The sequence below is a fragment of the Burkholderia sp. BCC0405 genome (assembly GCF_902833075.1).
Lineage (GTDB): Bacteria > Pseudomonadota > Gammaproteobacteria > Burkholderiales > Burkholderiaceae > Burkholderia.
Window position 1 is genome coordinate 1 of record NZ_CADFEO010000032.1, and the last position, 13,671, is coordinate 13,671.

Genomic DNA, 13,671 nt, shown 5'->3' on the forward strand with positions numbered 1-13,671 from the left:
TCGAAGAAGCACCGCCCGACGATGCTGACGACCGACCTGTCGCTGCGCTTCGACCCGGCCTACGAAAAGATCTCGCGCCGCTTCTACCAGAACCCGGACCAGCTTGCCGACGCGTTCGCGCGTGCGTGGTTCAAGCTCACGCACCGCGACATGGGCCCGCGTGCCCGCTATCTCGGCCCGGAAGTGCCGGCCGAGGAACTGCTGTGGCAGGACCCGATCCCGGCCGTCGATCACAAGCTGATCGACGACGCGGATGTCGCCGCGCTGAAGGCAAAGGTGCTCGCGTCGGGCCTCACGGTGTCGCAACTGGTGTCGACCGCATGGGCGTCGGCGGCGACGTTCCGCGGCTCGGACAAGCGCGGCGGTGCCAACGGTGCGCGCATCCGCCTCGCGCCGCAGAAGGACTGGGAAGTGAACCAGCCCGCGCAGCTCGCGAAGGTGCTCGACACGCTCGAAGGCATCCGCAAGGCGTTCAACGACGCGCAGACGGGCGGCAAGCGGGTGTCGCTGGCCGACCTGATCGTGCTGGCCGGTGCGGCTGGCGTCGAGCAGGCCGCGAAGCATGCGGGCGTGGCGGTGACGGTGCCGTTTGCACCAGGCCGGATGGATGCATCGCAGGAACAGACCGACGTCGACGCGATGGCCGTGCTCGAGCCGCTGGCGGACGGTTTCCGCAACTACCTGAAGAGCGCATACAAGACGCCGGCCGAAGCGCTGCTGGTCGACAAGGCCCAACTGCTGACGCTGAGCGCGCCGGAGATGACGGTGCTCGTGGGCGGCCTGCGTGTGCTCGGCACGAACGTCGGCGGTGCGAAGCACGGCGTGTTCACCGACCGTCCGGAAACGCTGACGAACGACTTCTTCGTGAACCTGCTCGACATGGGTACGGAATGGCAGCCGGTGTCGGCCGCGAACGACGTGTTCGAAGGGCGCGATCGTGCGACGGGCCAGGTCAAGTGGACGGGCACGCGCGTCGACCTGATCTTCGGCTCGCATGCGCAACTGCGTGCGCTGGCCGAGGTGTACGGCAGCGCGGATGCGAAGGAGAAGTTCGCGCGCGATTTCGTCGCGGCCTGGAACAAGGTGATGAACCTCGATCGCTTCGATCTCGCGTAAGCGTCGCCGCGCAGTCGTGCGGTGATGCAGTAACGGGAAACGGCCGGTCGCTTGACCGGCCGTTTCTTCCAGACCCTGGGTTTCGTTGAAGGAGTGACGATCATGTCGCAAATGAAGCTGAACATGCGCGCCGTACTGGCGTCGCCGGCCGAGATCGCGCGGTACGTAGTCGGATCCGCGATCGTCATCGGCGGTGCGGCCGAACTGGTGTCGCAGGCGCTGCACGCGATCGCGGCCGCCTGAGCGCGGCGTTTCACGCGCCACGCGCAGGGGTGAGCCGTGCGCGCGGGTGGTGCGGTGTCGACAGGCAGGTAGCCCGATTCGCTTTCATTGCTCTGGTTCATTGAATGAGGAGTCCGGAACATGGTCAGGAAGACTCACGCTGCCCGGATCAACATCGGCATCAGCGACAAGGACCGCAAGAAGATCGCGGAAGGGCTGTCGCGCCTGCTCGCCGATACGTTCACGCTGTACCTGAAGACCCACAATTTCCACTGGAACGTCACGGGCCCGATGTTCAACACGCTGCACCTGATGTTCGAGGCGCAGTACAACGCGCTGTGGCTCGCGGTCGATTCGGTGGCCGAACGCATTCGTACGCTCGGCGTCGCCGCGCCGGGCACTTTCGGCGATTTCGCGAAACTGTCGTCGGTGCCGGAAGCGAACGGTGTGCCGGCGGCCGAAGAGATGATCCGCCAGCTCGTCGAAGGGCACGAGGCCGTCGTGCGCACCGCGCGCACGATCTTTCCGCTTGCCGACGCGGCCAGCGACGAGCCGACCGCCGACCTGCTGACGCAGCGCCTGCAGATTCATGAGAAAACCGCGTGGATGCTGCGGTCGCTGCTCGCATAGGCGTACGACGCGCGGCAAGCCGGCTGAAGCCTGCGCATACCGGCTCCGGCCCTGATTGATCCATCCGCATCGGGCCGAGCCCGGGCCCGTGCTACGAACGGATCCGCACGTGCGCTGGCTCTGTCCCTTGATTGATGCACGGTGTGCTCGGCCAGGCGCGGCGGCCGCCAGCGGAGCGCCGGCATCCGGCCGCTGCCGCCCGCGGGCCGCGCCGACATGACGCGAAGCACCGCTCGGCTCTAAAATGCCGGGGTTATCTTCCCGGTGCTTCGCCATGCTTGCCCGCTTTCCCCTGTATCTGCGGCTCGTCCGGATGGACAAGCCGATCGGCAGCCTGCTGCTGCTGTGGCCGACGCTCAACGCACTGTGGATCGCGTCCGACGGCCATCCGCGCTGGCCGCTGCTCGTGATCTTCTCGCTCGGCACGCTGCTGATGCGCTCGGCCGGCTGCGCGATGAACGACTATGCCGACCGCGATTTCGACCGTCATGTGAAGCGCACGGCCGACCGGCCGCTGACGTCGGGCAAGATCCGCGCGTGGGAAGCGATCGCGATCGCCGTCGGGCTGGCGTTCATCTCGTTCCTGCTGATCCTGCCGCTCAACACGCTGACGAAGCAGCTGTCCGTCGTCGCGCTGTTCGTTGCGGGCTCGTATCCGTTCATGAAGCGCTTCTTCGCGATTCCGCAGGCGTATCTCGGCATCGCGTTCGGCTTCGGCATCCCGATGGCGTTCGCGGCCGTGCAGGACACGGTGCCGGCGATCGCGTGGGTGATGCTGGTCGCGAACATTTTCTGGTCGGTCGCGTACGACACCGAATATGCGATGGTCGATCGCGACGACGACATCAAGATCGGGATCCGCACGTCCGCGCTGACGTTCGGCCGCTTCGACGTCGCGGCCGTCATGCTGTGCTACGCGGTGACGCTCGGCATCTACGTGTGGATCGGCGTGACGCTCGGCTTCGGCCTCGCGTACTGGGCCGGCTGGGCGGCGGCGGTCGGCTGCGCGCTGTATCACTACACGCTGATCAAGGGCCGCGAGCGGATGCCGTGCTTCGCGGCGTTCCGCCACAACAACTGGCTCGGCGGCGTGCTGTTCGCCGGGATCGCCGTGCATTACCTGCTGGCGGGCAACTGAACGAAGGCGTGTGTCGGCGTGCCTAGCCAACAAAAAAGCGGCCAGTTGGCCGCTTTTTTTCGTCCGGTACCCGAGCAGCAGGCACCGCCGGCGCGCTTACGCGCGACCGAGCTCGTCGCCCATTTCCTTCGCACGCGCTTCGGCCGCAAGCGCGCCGCGCACGATCGCATCCTTCACGCCTTGCGCGTCGAACGACGCGAGCGCGGCGGCCGTCGTGCCGCCCTTCGACGTCACGCGCTCGCGCAGGACGCTTGCCGGCTCGCCCGATTGCGCGGCGAGTTGCGCGGCGCCCGTGAACGTCGCGACCGCGAGTGCGCGGCCCTGTTCGTCGTTCATGCCGAGCTGGCGCGCGGCTTCCTGCAGCGCTTCGATGAAATAGAACACGTACGCGGGACCGCTGCCCGAAATGGCCGTGACGGCGTCGAGCTTCGACTCGTCGTCGAACCACACGATCTCGCCGACCGCGCCGAGCACGTTCGATGCGAGTTCGCGGCCTGCCGCGTCGACGCCCGGCAGCGCGGCGAGGCCCGTCACGCCCATGCCGACGAGCGCGGGCGTGTTCGGCATCGTGCGCACGACGCGTGCGTAGTCGCCGAGCCAGCGCGCGAGATCGCTGCCGCGGATGCCGGCCGCGATGCTGATCACGAGCTGCGACGTCAGATGCGGCGCGAGCGCCTGCGCGACGTCCTTCAGCACCTGCGGCTTCACCGCGAGCACGACCGCGTCGTAGTCGGCGAGCGTCGCGTCGACGGCCGCGCCGGTGCGCACGCCGAACTGCCGGGCGGCGCGCGCGCGCACCTCTTCGTTGACGTCGATGGCATACAGGCCGTCAGCGGCAACGCCGCGCTTGATCAGGCCGCCGATCAGGGCCGCGGCCATGTTGCCGCCGCCGATGAATGCGATTTTCATGATGTCCGATTGAACGAGTGAGTGAACGGTAGGGCGGAAAGGGCGCGGCATTCAGTGCGCGTAATCGCGCGCGCCGAAGATCGCGGTACCGACGCGCACGATCGTCGCGCCTTCGAGCACGGCCGCGTCGAGATCGGCGGACATGCCCATCGACAACGTGTCGAGCGGCAAGCCGTCGGCACGCAACATGTCGAACAGCGCACGCAGCGCACGATGCGGCACGCGTTGTGCGTCAGTGTCGCCGGCCGGCTCGGGAATCGCCATCAGGCCGCGCAGCCGCAGCGATGGCATTGCGGCGACCGCGCGCGCGACTTCGGCCACGTCGGCCGGCGCGACGCCGCTCTTCGACGCCTCGCCGCTGATGTTCACCTGCACGCACACGTTGAGCGGCGGCAGGTGCGCGGGGCGCTGTTCCGACAGGCGCTGCGCGATCTTCAGCCGGTCGACCGAATGGACCCAGTCGAAGCGCTCGGCAACCGGGCGCGTCTTGTTCGATTGCAGCGGCCCGATGAAATGCCATTCGAGGTTCGCGCGTAGATCGGCGAGCGCGTCGATCTTGTCGATCGATTCCTGCACGTAGTTCTCGCCGAATGCGCGCTGTCCGGCCGCGTACGCGGCGCGCACGTCATCGGCGGGAAACGTCTTGGACACGGCGAGCAGCGACACGGTGGCGGGATCGCGGCCGGCCGCGCGGGCGGCGTCGGCGATGCGGCGATGGACGGATTCGAGACGGGCGGCGAGATCGGACATGACGGGCACGGAAGCAGGCACGGAAGCAGGCATGTAGCGGATGCGCCGCGGCGCGCGACGCATCGATCCGCCCATTATACGGACGCCGCGCGCGAGGCCCAGCGCCCTCCCGCCATTCGCACGAGCAGTCCCTATCCGTACAGCAGATGCTCGACGAGCTGGATCCAGTGGGCGACCGGAATCTGCGTGCCGCTCTGCAGGTGCGCGATGCAGCCGATGTTGCCGGAGACGATCATCTGCGGTTCGAGCGCCTGAAGCTTCAGCAGCTTCTGCTTGCGCAACCGGTACGACAGCGACGGCTGCGTCAGCGAATAGGTGCCGGCCGACCCGCAGCACAGATGGCTGTCGGCCGGCAGCCGCACGTCGATGCCGAGCGTCTCGAGCAGGCGTTCGACCTTGCCGCGCGACTGCTGGCCGTGCTGCAGCGTGCACGGCGGGTGGTACGCGACCGTATGGATCGCGCGGCGCCGCGCGAGCGTCGCGAGTTCGGCCTCGAACGCGAGCAGCACGTCGGAGATGTCGCGCGTGAGCGACACGATGCGCTGCGCCTTCTCCGCGTAGGCCGGGTCGTCGCGCAGCAGGTGCGCATATTCGAGCACCGTCGCGCCGCAGCCCGACGCGTTCATCACGATGGCCTCGACGCCCTGTTCGACATGGGGCCACCACGCGTCGATGTTGCGGCGCGCGTCGTCGAGCGCTTCGTCGTGATAGTTCAGGTGCAGGCGGATCGCGCCGCAGCAGCCGGCATCGGGCGCGACGACCGTCTCGATGCCGAGCGCGTCGAGCACGCGCGCGGTCGCGATGTTGATGTTCGGCAGCATCGACGGCTGCACGCAGCCGCCGAGCATCAGCATCTTGCGCGGATGCGTGCGGTGCGGCCATTCGAGCAGCCGCGTGCGCGGCGGCACCTTGTCGCGCAGCCGTTTCGGCAGCAGCGGACGCACGTGCTGGCCGAGCCGCATCACCGGCGAGAACAGCGCGGCGTTCGGGACGACGCTCGCGAGCATGCGACGCACGAGACGCTGCTGCACCGGGCGTTTCACCTGCGCCTCGACGTGCTTGCGGCCGATCTCGACGAGCCGGCCGTACTGGACGCCTGACGGGCAGGTCGTCTCGCAGCTGCGGCACGTGAGGCAGCGGTCGAGGTGCTGCTGCGTGCTGCGCGTGACGGGCGCGCCTTCGACCATCTGCTTGATCAGGTAGATACGGCCGCGCGGGCCGTCGAGTTCGTCGCCGAGCAACTGATAGGTCGGGCAGGTCGCGGTACAGAACCCGCAATGCACGCACTTGCGCAGGATCGCGTCGGCCTCGTCGCCGTCGGGCGTATTGCGGATGAAATCGGCGAGGTTCGTTTGCATCGTCAGAGGTCGGGGTAGAGCCGGCCGCGGTTGAAGATGCGCGCGGGATCGAACGCGGCCTTCAGCCCGCGGTGGATTTTCATCATCGGGGCGGGGAGCGGCGTGAACACGCCCGCGCTGCGATCGTACGCGTCGCCCGCGCGGAACAGCGTCGCGTGGCCGCCGGCCTGCTTCGCGCTCATCCGCACGGTCTGCGCGTCGGCGTCGGTGATCCACCAGCGCTGCGCGCCGCCCCATTCCATCAGCTGGGTGCCGGGCAGGTGCATCGGTTCGGTGATCGACGGCAGCGCGAGGCGCCACAGCGCATAGCCGGGCGGGATGCCGTTGAAGAACGGGTCGGTATGCTCGCGCAGGCCGGCCCAGAAGCGCTCGGCCTCCACCGCGTCGACGACTTCGCCGCCGAGCAGCGTCTTCGCGGATTTCACGGCTGCCTCGGCGCCCGACAGGCGCAGCACGAGCGTGCCGTTGCGCCACCCGCTCGCGCTGACGGGCAGCGGATGGCCGCCCCATTCGTTGAGCTTGCGCACCGCGTCGGTCGCGGTCATCTCGAACTTCAGCGTGACTTCGGCGACAGGCATCGGCAGCACCTTGATCGACAGGTCGAGCATCAGCCCGAGCGTGCCGAGCGCGCCGGCCATCAGTCGCGACACGTCGTAGCCGGCGACATTCTTCACGACCTGCCCGCCGAAGCGCAGCATTTCGCCGCGGCCGTTCATCAGCGTGACGCCGAGCACGAAATCGCGCGGCGCACCGCAGGTGGCGCGGCGCGGGCCGGCCAGGCCCGCCGCGATGCAGCCGCCGACGGTGGCCGCACGGCCGAAGTGCGGCGGCTCGAACGGCAGCATCTGGCCGCACTCGGCGAGGACGGTTTCAAGCTGCGCGAGCGGCGTGCCCGCGCGGACCGTGACGACGAGTTCGGCCGGGTCGTACGACACGACGCCCTGAAACGCGCGCGTGTCGAGTATTTCGCCCTCGAGCGCCTGGCCGTACCAGTCCTTGGTGCCGCCGCCGCGAATCCGCAGCGGCCGGCCGTCGGCACTGGCGGCGCGGATGCGCTCGGCCCATCCGGCGACGATGTCGTCCTCTTCCATGTTCTGTCGCTGCCTCGACTTGTTGTTCGGTCGATTGTACCGGGGTGGCGCGATTCCACATCGCGACTATCCCTAAGCCCCGTATTGCCGGCCGCATGCTTGAGCGGTCGCGCGAACGACCGACGCGGGCGCCGGCACGGGCCGCGTAGCGCGCGCGATGCTCAGAAGCGCGGCAGGTCCGGGTGCGGCAGCAGGCCGCCGCGCACGTGCTGGCGACCGTACTCGGCACAGCGCGCGCGGGTCGGGATGCCCTTGTCCGGGTTCAGCAGCCCCGCCGGATCGAAGGCGCGCTTGACCGCGAAGAACGCGTCGCGCTCCTGCGGCGAGAACTGGACGCACATCGAATTGAGCTTTTCGATGCCGACGCCGTGCTCGCCCGTCACGCTGCCGCCGAATTCCACGCAGCATTCGAGGATTTCCGCGCCGAACTGCTCCGCGCGGTGCAGTTCGTCCGGATCGTTCGCGTTGTACAGGATCAGCGGATGCATGTTGCCGTCGCCCGCATGGAACACGTTGATGCAGCGCAGCCCGTAGCGCGTTTCGAGCTGCTCGATGCGCGCCAGCAACGGGCCGATCGCGCGGCGCGGCACGGTGCCGTCCATGCAGTAATAGTCGGGAGAAATGCGTCCGGCGGCCGGGAACGCGTTCTTGCGGCCCGACCAGTAGCGCAGCCGCTCCTGTTCGTTGCGCGATACCTGGATGCGCGTCGCGCCGTGTTCGCGCAGCACGGCCGTCATCCGCACGATCTCTTCCGCGACTTCCTCCGGCGTGCCGTCCGATTCGCACAGCAGGATCGCCTTCGCGTCCAGGTCGTAGCCCGCGTGCGTGAACGCCTCGACGGCCTGCGTGGCCGGCTTGTCCATCATCTCGAGCCCGGCCGGGATGATGCCGGACGCGATGATCGCCGCGACGGCCTCGCCGCCCTTGACGACGTCGTCGAAGCTCGCCATCACGAGCTGGGCCGTTTGCGGCTTCGGAATCAGCTTCACCGTGACCTCGGTGACGATCGCGAACATCCCTTCGCTGCCGATCATCACGGCGAGCAGGTCGAGGCCCGGCATGTCGAGCGCGAGCGAGCCGAACTCGACGATCTCGCCGTCGATCGTCACCGCGCGCACGCGCATCACGTTGTGCACGGTCAGCCCGTATTTCAGGCAGTGGACGCCCCCGGAATTTTCCGCGACGTTGCCGCCGATCGTGCACGCGATCTGCGACGACGGATCGGGCGCGTAATACAGGCCGTACGGCGCGGCGGCTTCCGAGATCGCGAGGTTGCGCACGCCGGGCTGCACGGTCGCCGTGCGGGCGTAAGGATCGACTTCGACGATGCGCGTGAAGCGCGCAAGCGACAGCACGACGCCGAGCGCGATCGGCAACGCGCCGCCCGACAGGCTCGTGCCCGCGCCGCGCGGCACGATCGGCACTTCCATGCGGCGGCAGATCTGCACGATCCGCTGCACCTGCGATTCCGTTTCGGGCAACGCGACCGCGAGCGGCAGGCGGCGGTACGCGGACAGGCCGTCGCATTCGTACGGCGCCGTGTCTTCGTCGCGATACAGCAGGCAGTGCGTCGGCAGCACGGCCATCAGCGCCTGCACGACTTCACGCTGGCGCTGCGCGCGTGCCGCGCTCGACAGTTCGACGGGAGCGTTCATGGGGTCTCCTGCGGCAGGCGGCATGGTGTCGCGCCGCCGTGTCAACACGTGAAAATCTTGCCCGGATTCATCAGGTTGCGCGGATCGAGCGCGAGCTTGATCGCACGCATCGTGTCGATCGCGTTGTCGCCGTGCTCCTTGGGCAGGAAGCGCATCTTGTGCAGCCCGACGCCGTGCTCGCCCGTGCAGGTGCCGCCCAGGCGCAGCGCGCGCTCGACGATCCGGTCGTTGATGCGCTCGGCTTCGGCGAGTTCCTCGGGCTTGTCGGGGTCGATCAGGATCGCGACGTGGAAGTTGCCATCCCCGACGTGGCCGACGATCGGGCAGGGCAGCGACGACGCGCGCAGGTCGACTTCGGTTTCCTCGACGCACGCGGCGAGCTGCGAGATCGGCACGCACACGTCGGTCGTCACCGCACGGCAGCCGGGTTTCAACTGCAGCATCGCGAAATACGCGTTGTGGCGGGCGGCCCAGAGCCGGCTGCGGTCTTCGGGGCGGGTTGCCCATTCGAAGCCCTGGCCGTCGTTCTGGCCGGCGAGCGCCTGCACGAGCTCGGCCTGTTCCTTGACGCCGGCCTCGGTGCCGTGGAATTCGAAGAACAGCGTCGGCGCTTCGGTGAGCGTCAGGTTCGAATGGCGGTTGATCGAGCGCACGGCGAGCGCATCGACGAATTCGACGCGCGCGATCGGCACACCGATCTGGATCGTCTCGATCACGGCGCGCACCGCGTCGCCCATCGACGGGAACGTGCAGACCGCGGCGGATACGGCCTCGGGCAGCGGATGCAGGCGCAGCGTGATCTCGGTGATCACGCCGAGCGTGCCTTCGGAGCCGACGAACAGGCGCGTGAGGTCGTAGCCGGCCGACGACTTGCGGGCGCGCGAGCCGGTTTTCACCACACGGCCGTCGGCGAGCACGGCGGTCAGGCCGAGCACGTTCTCGCGCATCGTGCCGTAGCGCACGGCGTTGGTGCCCGATGCGCGCGTGGCGGTCATTCCACCGATGCTGGCGTCGGCGCCCGGGTCGATCGGGAAGAACAGGCCGGTGTCGCGCAGCGCTTCGTTGAGCGCCTTGCGCGTGATGCCCGGCTCGACCGTCACGGTCAGGTCTTCGGCGTTGATCGACAGCACGCGGTTCATTTCCGACAGGTCGAGCGATATGCCGCCGCGTACCGCGAGCAGATGGCCTTCGAGCGACGAGCCGGCGCCGTACGGGATCAGCGGGACGCTGTACAGCGAGCACAGCGCCACGACTTCGCGCACGTCGTCCGCGCTGCGTGCGAACACGACGGCGTCGGGCAGTTGCGGGTCGAACGGCGATTCGTCGCGGCCGTGGTGCGCGCGGACGGCCTCGGCAGTCGACACGCGCTCGCCGAAGGCGGCGCGCAGCGCATCGAGCATGGCGGGGGGAAGCGGCCGGCGCGTGGCGGCCGGCTGGGCAGGGTGATTCACGTACGTCTCCTTGTCGATCCGGGTGAGCGTGTTGGCGCCGGCCCGGCTCCCGTGCTGCAGGGTTTCGGCCCATTCTACGCTGTAACGCCCGCTGCGCCCGCCGCTGCGGGCTGCGATAATCGCGTTCGAACGCAACCGGGCCGCGTCGCGGCCGCGCACGAGAGGACATTCGCATGGGCAACCGCTTGAGCAAGATCGCCACGCGCACGGGCGACGATGGCACCACCGGGCTCGGCGACGGCCGGCGCATCGGCAAGGACGACACGCGGATCGCCGCGATCGGCGACGTCGACGAACTGAACTCGAACCTCGGCGTGCTGCTCGCCGAGGCGCTGCCGGACGATATCCGCACGGCGCTCGTGACGATCCAGCACGACCTGTTCGATCTCGGCGGCGAATTGTGCATTCCCGGCCATGCCGTGCTCGACGACACGCATCTCGCGCGTCTCGACCGCTGGCTCGCCGACTACAACGCGACGCTGCCGCCGCTGAAGGAGTTCATCCTGCCGGCCGGTTCGCGCGCGGCATCGCTCGCGCACGTGTGCCGGACCGTGTGCCGCCGCGCGGAGCGCTCGATCGTCGCGCTCGGGCGCACCGAGACGCTCAATGATGCGCCGCGGCGCTACGTGAACCGGCTGTCGGACCTGCTGTTCGTGCTGGCGCGCGTGCTGAACCGCACCGGCGGCGGATCGGACGTGCTGTGGGAGCGCGGCCGCGTCCGCTGACGTTTTGCCCCTTTGCCGCACTGCGACAATTTGTCCGGGGAGCATCGATTTTTTAAAATGTATTGTGTGTGCATGTTTAACGGAGAACGAACATGACCCACATCACCGCCGACCAGATGGCTCGCGTGAAGGCCACTGCCCCCGTCCTCGCCGTGCACGGCGCGACGATCACGAAGCACTTCTACCAGCGCATGTTCGCGCGCCATCCGGAACTGAAGAACCTGTTCAACCAGACGCACCAGAAGACGGGCAGCCAGCCGGAAACGCTCGCGAAGGCGGTTTATGCGTATGCGGCGAACATCGACAATCTCGGCGCGCTCGGCGGTGCGGTGTCGCACATCGCGCACAAGCACGCGAGCCTGAACATCCGCCCCGAGCACTACCCGATCGTCGGAGAGAACCTGCTGGCGTCGATCGTGGAAGTGCTGGGCGACGCGGTCGATGCCGACACGCTCGACGCGTGGCGCGTCGCGTACGGCCAGCTCGCGCGGATCCTGATCGGTGCCGAGGCCGACCTGTACGCGGGCGCCGCGTGGAGCGGCTTCCGTCCGTTCAAGGTCGAGCGCAAGGTGCGCGAAAGCGACGAGATCACGTCGTTCTACCTGGCGCCGGCCGACGGCGGCGCGGCGCCGACGTTCGAGCCTGGGCAGTACGTCACGGTGAAGCGCTTCGTCGGCGACCTCGGCGTCGACCAGCCGCGCCAGTACAGCCTGTCCGACGCGCCGCACGGCAAGTGGCTGCGCATCTCGGTGAAGCGTGAAGCCGGCCAGCCGGAAGCGATCCCGGCCGGCAAGGTGTCGACGCTGATGCATGACGGCGTGGAGGAGGGCGCGATCGTCGAGGCGACCGCACCGATGGGCGAATTCTCGCTGAAGCGCGGCGTCGAGACGCCGGTGGTGCTGATCTCCGGCGGCGTCGGCCTGACGCCGATGGTGTCGATGGCGTCGACGCTGGTCGAGGAAGGCAGCAAGCGCGAAGTGCGCTTCGTCCACGCTTGCCGCTCGGGCGCGGTGCACGCGTTCCGCGACTGGCTGAACGATACGGCGCGCGACCATGCGAACGTCAAGCGCACGGTGGTGTACGAGCGGGTCGGTCCGAACGATCGCGCGGGCATCGACCACGACCTGGAAGGGCGCCTCACGCCGGAACGCGTGAAGGAGTTCGCGCGGGTGCCGGATGCCGACTATTACATTTGCGGCCCGGTCGCGTTCATGAAGGCGCAACGCGACGCGCTCGTCGCGCTCGGCGTCGCGCCGGAACGCGTGAATACCGAAATCTTCGGCTCGGGCGCACTCGAGTGATGCGTTGACGCCGATTCCCCAGGAACGGAACAGCCCGGCATGAGCCGGGCTGTTCCGTTTGTGCCTGCGCCGACAGGCGCCGCGGGGTCAGTTGCCGCTGCCGCGCGCCACGCGCCGCGCCTTGACCGATTCCGCGAGCCCTTCGATCACTTTCACGCTGTCGTCCCACGCAATGCACGCATCGGTGATGCTCTGGCCGTAGGTCAGCTCGCAGCCTTCCTTCAGGTCCTGGCGCCCCTCGACGAGATGCGATTCGATCATCACGCCGACGATCCGCTCGTCGCCCCCCGCGATCTGGCGGCCGATATCCGCGCACACCGGGATCTGGTTCTCGTGCTTCTTCGAGCTGTTCGCGTGGCTCGCGTCGATCATCAGGCGCGCGGCGAGGCCGGCCTTGCCGATGTCTGCGCACGCGGCGTTCACGCTGTCGGCGTCGTAGTTCGGCGCCTTGCCGCCGCGCAGGATCACGTGGCAGTCCTCGTTGCCGGCCGTCGACACGATCGCCGAATGGCCGCCTTTCGTTACCGACAGGAAATGGTGCGGCTGCGATGCGGCCTTGATCGCGTCGACCGCGATCTTCACGTTGCCGTCGGTGCCGTTCTTGAAACCGACCGGGCACGACAGCCCCGACGCGAGTTCGCGGTGAACCTGCGATTCCGTTGTGCGTGCGCCGATCGCACCCCACGAGATCAGGTCGGCGATGTACTGCGGGCTGATCATGTCGAGGTATTCGGTCGCGGCCGGCAGCCCCATCTCGTTGATCTGGAGCAGCAGCTCGCGCGCGGTGCGCAGCCCTTCGTTGATCTTGAAGCTGTTGTCGAGGTGCGGATCGTTGATGAGACCCTTCCAGCCGACCGTCGTGCGCGGCTTCTCGAAGTACACGCGCATCACGATTTCCAGTTCGCCCTTGAAGCGTTCGCGCTCCTTCACCAGCCGGCCCGCGTACTCGATCGCCGCCTTCGTGTCATGGATCGAGCACGGCCCGATCACGACGATCAGCCGGTCGTCCATCCCATGCAGGATGCGGTGCATCGACTGGCGCGAGTTGTAGATCAGCTCGGACGCGGCTTCGGAGCACGCGAATTCGCGGATCAGGTGGGCGGGCGGCGTCAGTTCCTTGAGTTCGCGAATGCGGACGTCGTCGGTGTTGTGCGGGGGCATGCTGTTTCTCCTTGGTTCCGGGCGCCGTTCGGTCAGTGCGAGCGGGCGTGCGGCAGATTCATCAATTCAAGCGATTCAGTGGTGTCGGTCGGGGCTGCGGGACCGCGGCGGCGGCGACCGGGTGGCGAAGGGCGAAAAAAAACCGCCGGGTTCGCCGGCGGTTT

13 protein-coding genes are annotated in these 13,671 nt (G+C 68.2%); 6 read left to right on the plus strand and 7 right to left on the minus strand.

Features of this window, described 5'->3' with window-relative positions; translation table 11 throughout:
• The 4 genes from HWX36_RS34355 to ubiA form a co-directional block, all read left to right on the plus strand.
• Positions 1–1,116: peroxidase family protein (locus tag HWX36_RS34355; protein WP_347879239.1), on the plus strand; the 1,116-nt coding region annotated here is incomplete at its 5' end.
• A 51-nt stretch (positions 1,117–1,167) separates the two neighbouring features.
• Entirely contained in the window at positions 1,168–1,359 is a 192-nt protein-coding gene (locus tag HWX36_RS34360) for a hypothetical protein (protein ID WP_175958204.1), read from the plus strand.
• Positions 1,360–1,479: 120 nt separating this feature from the next.
• Positions 1,480–1,968, plus strand: a complete 489-nt coding sequence (locus tag HWX36_RS34365; RefSeq protein WP_175958205.1) for a Dps family protein — start codon at positions 1,480–1,482, stop codon at positions 1,966–1,968.
• 274 nt (positions 1,969–2,242) lie between these two features.
• Complete coding sequence (ubiA, locus tag HWX36_RS34370) at positions 2,243–3,106, plus strand: 4-hydroxybenzoate octaprenyltransferase (RefSeq protein ID WP_175958206.1); 864 nt, start codon at positions 2,243–2,245, stop codon at positions 3,104–3,106.
• 96 nt (positions 3,107–3,202) lie between these two features.
• Here ubiA and proC read toward each other — a convergent pair whose 3' ends face one another.
• The 6 genes from proC to HWX36_RS34400 all read right to left on the minus strand — a co-directional run bounded on the left by proC (position 3,203) and on the right by HWX36_RS34400 (position 10,320).
• A complete protein-coding gene (gene proC / locus HWX36_RS34375) occupies positions 3,203–4,015 on the minus strand; it encodes a pyrroline-5-carboxylate reductase (RefSeq protein WP_175958207.1) in 813 nt (270 codons plus the stop codon).
• A 51-nt stretch (positions 4,016–4,066) separates the two neighbouring features.
• Positions 4,067–4,765, minus strand: a complete 699-nt coding sequence (locus HWX36_RS34380) for a YggS family pyridoxal phosphate-dependent enzyme (RefSeq protein WP_175958208.1) — start codon at positions 4,763–4,765, stop codon at positions 4,067–4,069.
• Positions 4,766–4,896: 131 nt separating this feature from the next.
• Entirely contained in the window at positions 4,897–6,123 is a 1,227-nt protein-coding gene (gene glcF, locus HWX36_RS34385) for a glycolate oxidase subunit GlcF (RefSeq protein WP_175958209.1), read from the minus strand.
• A 2-nt stretch (positions 6,124–6,125) separates the two neighbouring features.
• A complete protein-coding gene (gene glcE / locus HWX36_RS34390) occupies positions 6,126–7,214 on the minus strand; it encodes a glycolate oxidase subunit GlcE (RefSeq protein WP_071333943.1) in 1,089 nt (362 codons plus the stop codon).
• Between the two features lie 161 nt (positions 7,215–7,375).
• Positions 7,376–8,869 carry an FAD-linked oxidase C-terminal domain-containing protein gene (locus tag HWX36_RS34395; protein ID WP_175958210.1) on the minus strand — a complete coding sequence of 498 codons (1,494 nt, stop codon included), beginning with the start codon at positions 8,867–8,869 and terminating at the stop codon, positions 7,376–7,378.
• A gap of 41 nt (positions 8,870–8,910) precedes the next feature.
• Positions 8,911–10,320, minus strand: a complete 1,410-nt coding sequence (locus HWX36_RS34400; protein ID WP_175958211.1) for an FAD-linked oxidase C-terminal domain-containing protein — start codon at positions 10,318–10,320, stop codon at positions 8,911–8,913.
• Positions 10,321–10,493: 173 nt separating this feature from the next.
• Here HWX36_RS34400 and HWX36_RS34405 point away from each other — a divergent pair, with 173 nt between their 5' ends.
• Complete coding sequence (locus HWX36_RS34405; protein ID WP_175958212.1) at positions 10,494–11,045, plus strand: cob(I)yrinic acid a,c-diamide adenosyltransferase; 552 nt, start codon at positions 10,494–10,496, stop codon at positions 11,043–11,045.
• A gap of 92 nt (positions 11,046–11,137) precedes the next feature.
• Positions 11,138–12,346, plus strand: a complete 1,209-nt coding sequence (hmpA, locus tag HWX36_RS34410; RefSeq protein WP_175958213.1) for an NO-inducible flavohemoprotein — start codon at positions 11,138–11,140, stop codon at positions 12,344–12,346.
• Between the two features lie 87 nt (positions 12,347–12,433).
• Here hmpA and aroG read toward each other — a convergent pair whose 3' ends face one another.
• On the minus strand, positions 12,434–13,507 hold the full coding sequence (gene aroG, locus HWX36_RS34415) for a 3-deoxy-7-phosphoheptulonate synthase AroG (RefSeq protein ID WP_175958214.1): 1,074 nt from the start codon (positions 13,505–13,507) through the stop codon (positions 12,434–12,436).
• Positions 13,508–13,671 lie beyond the last annotated feature (164 nt).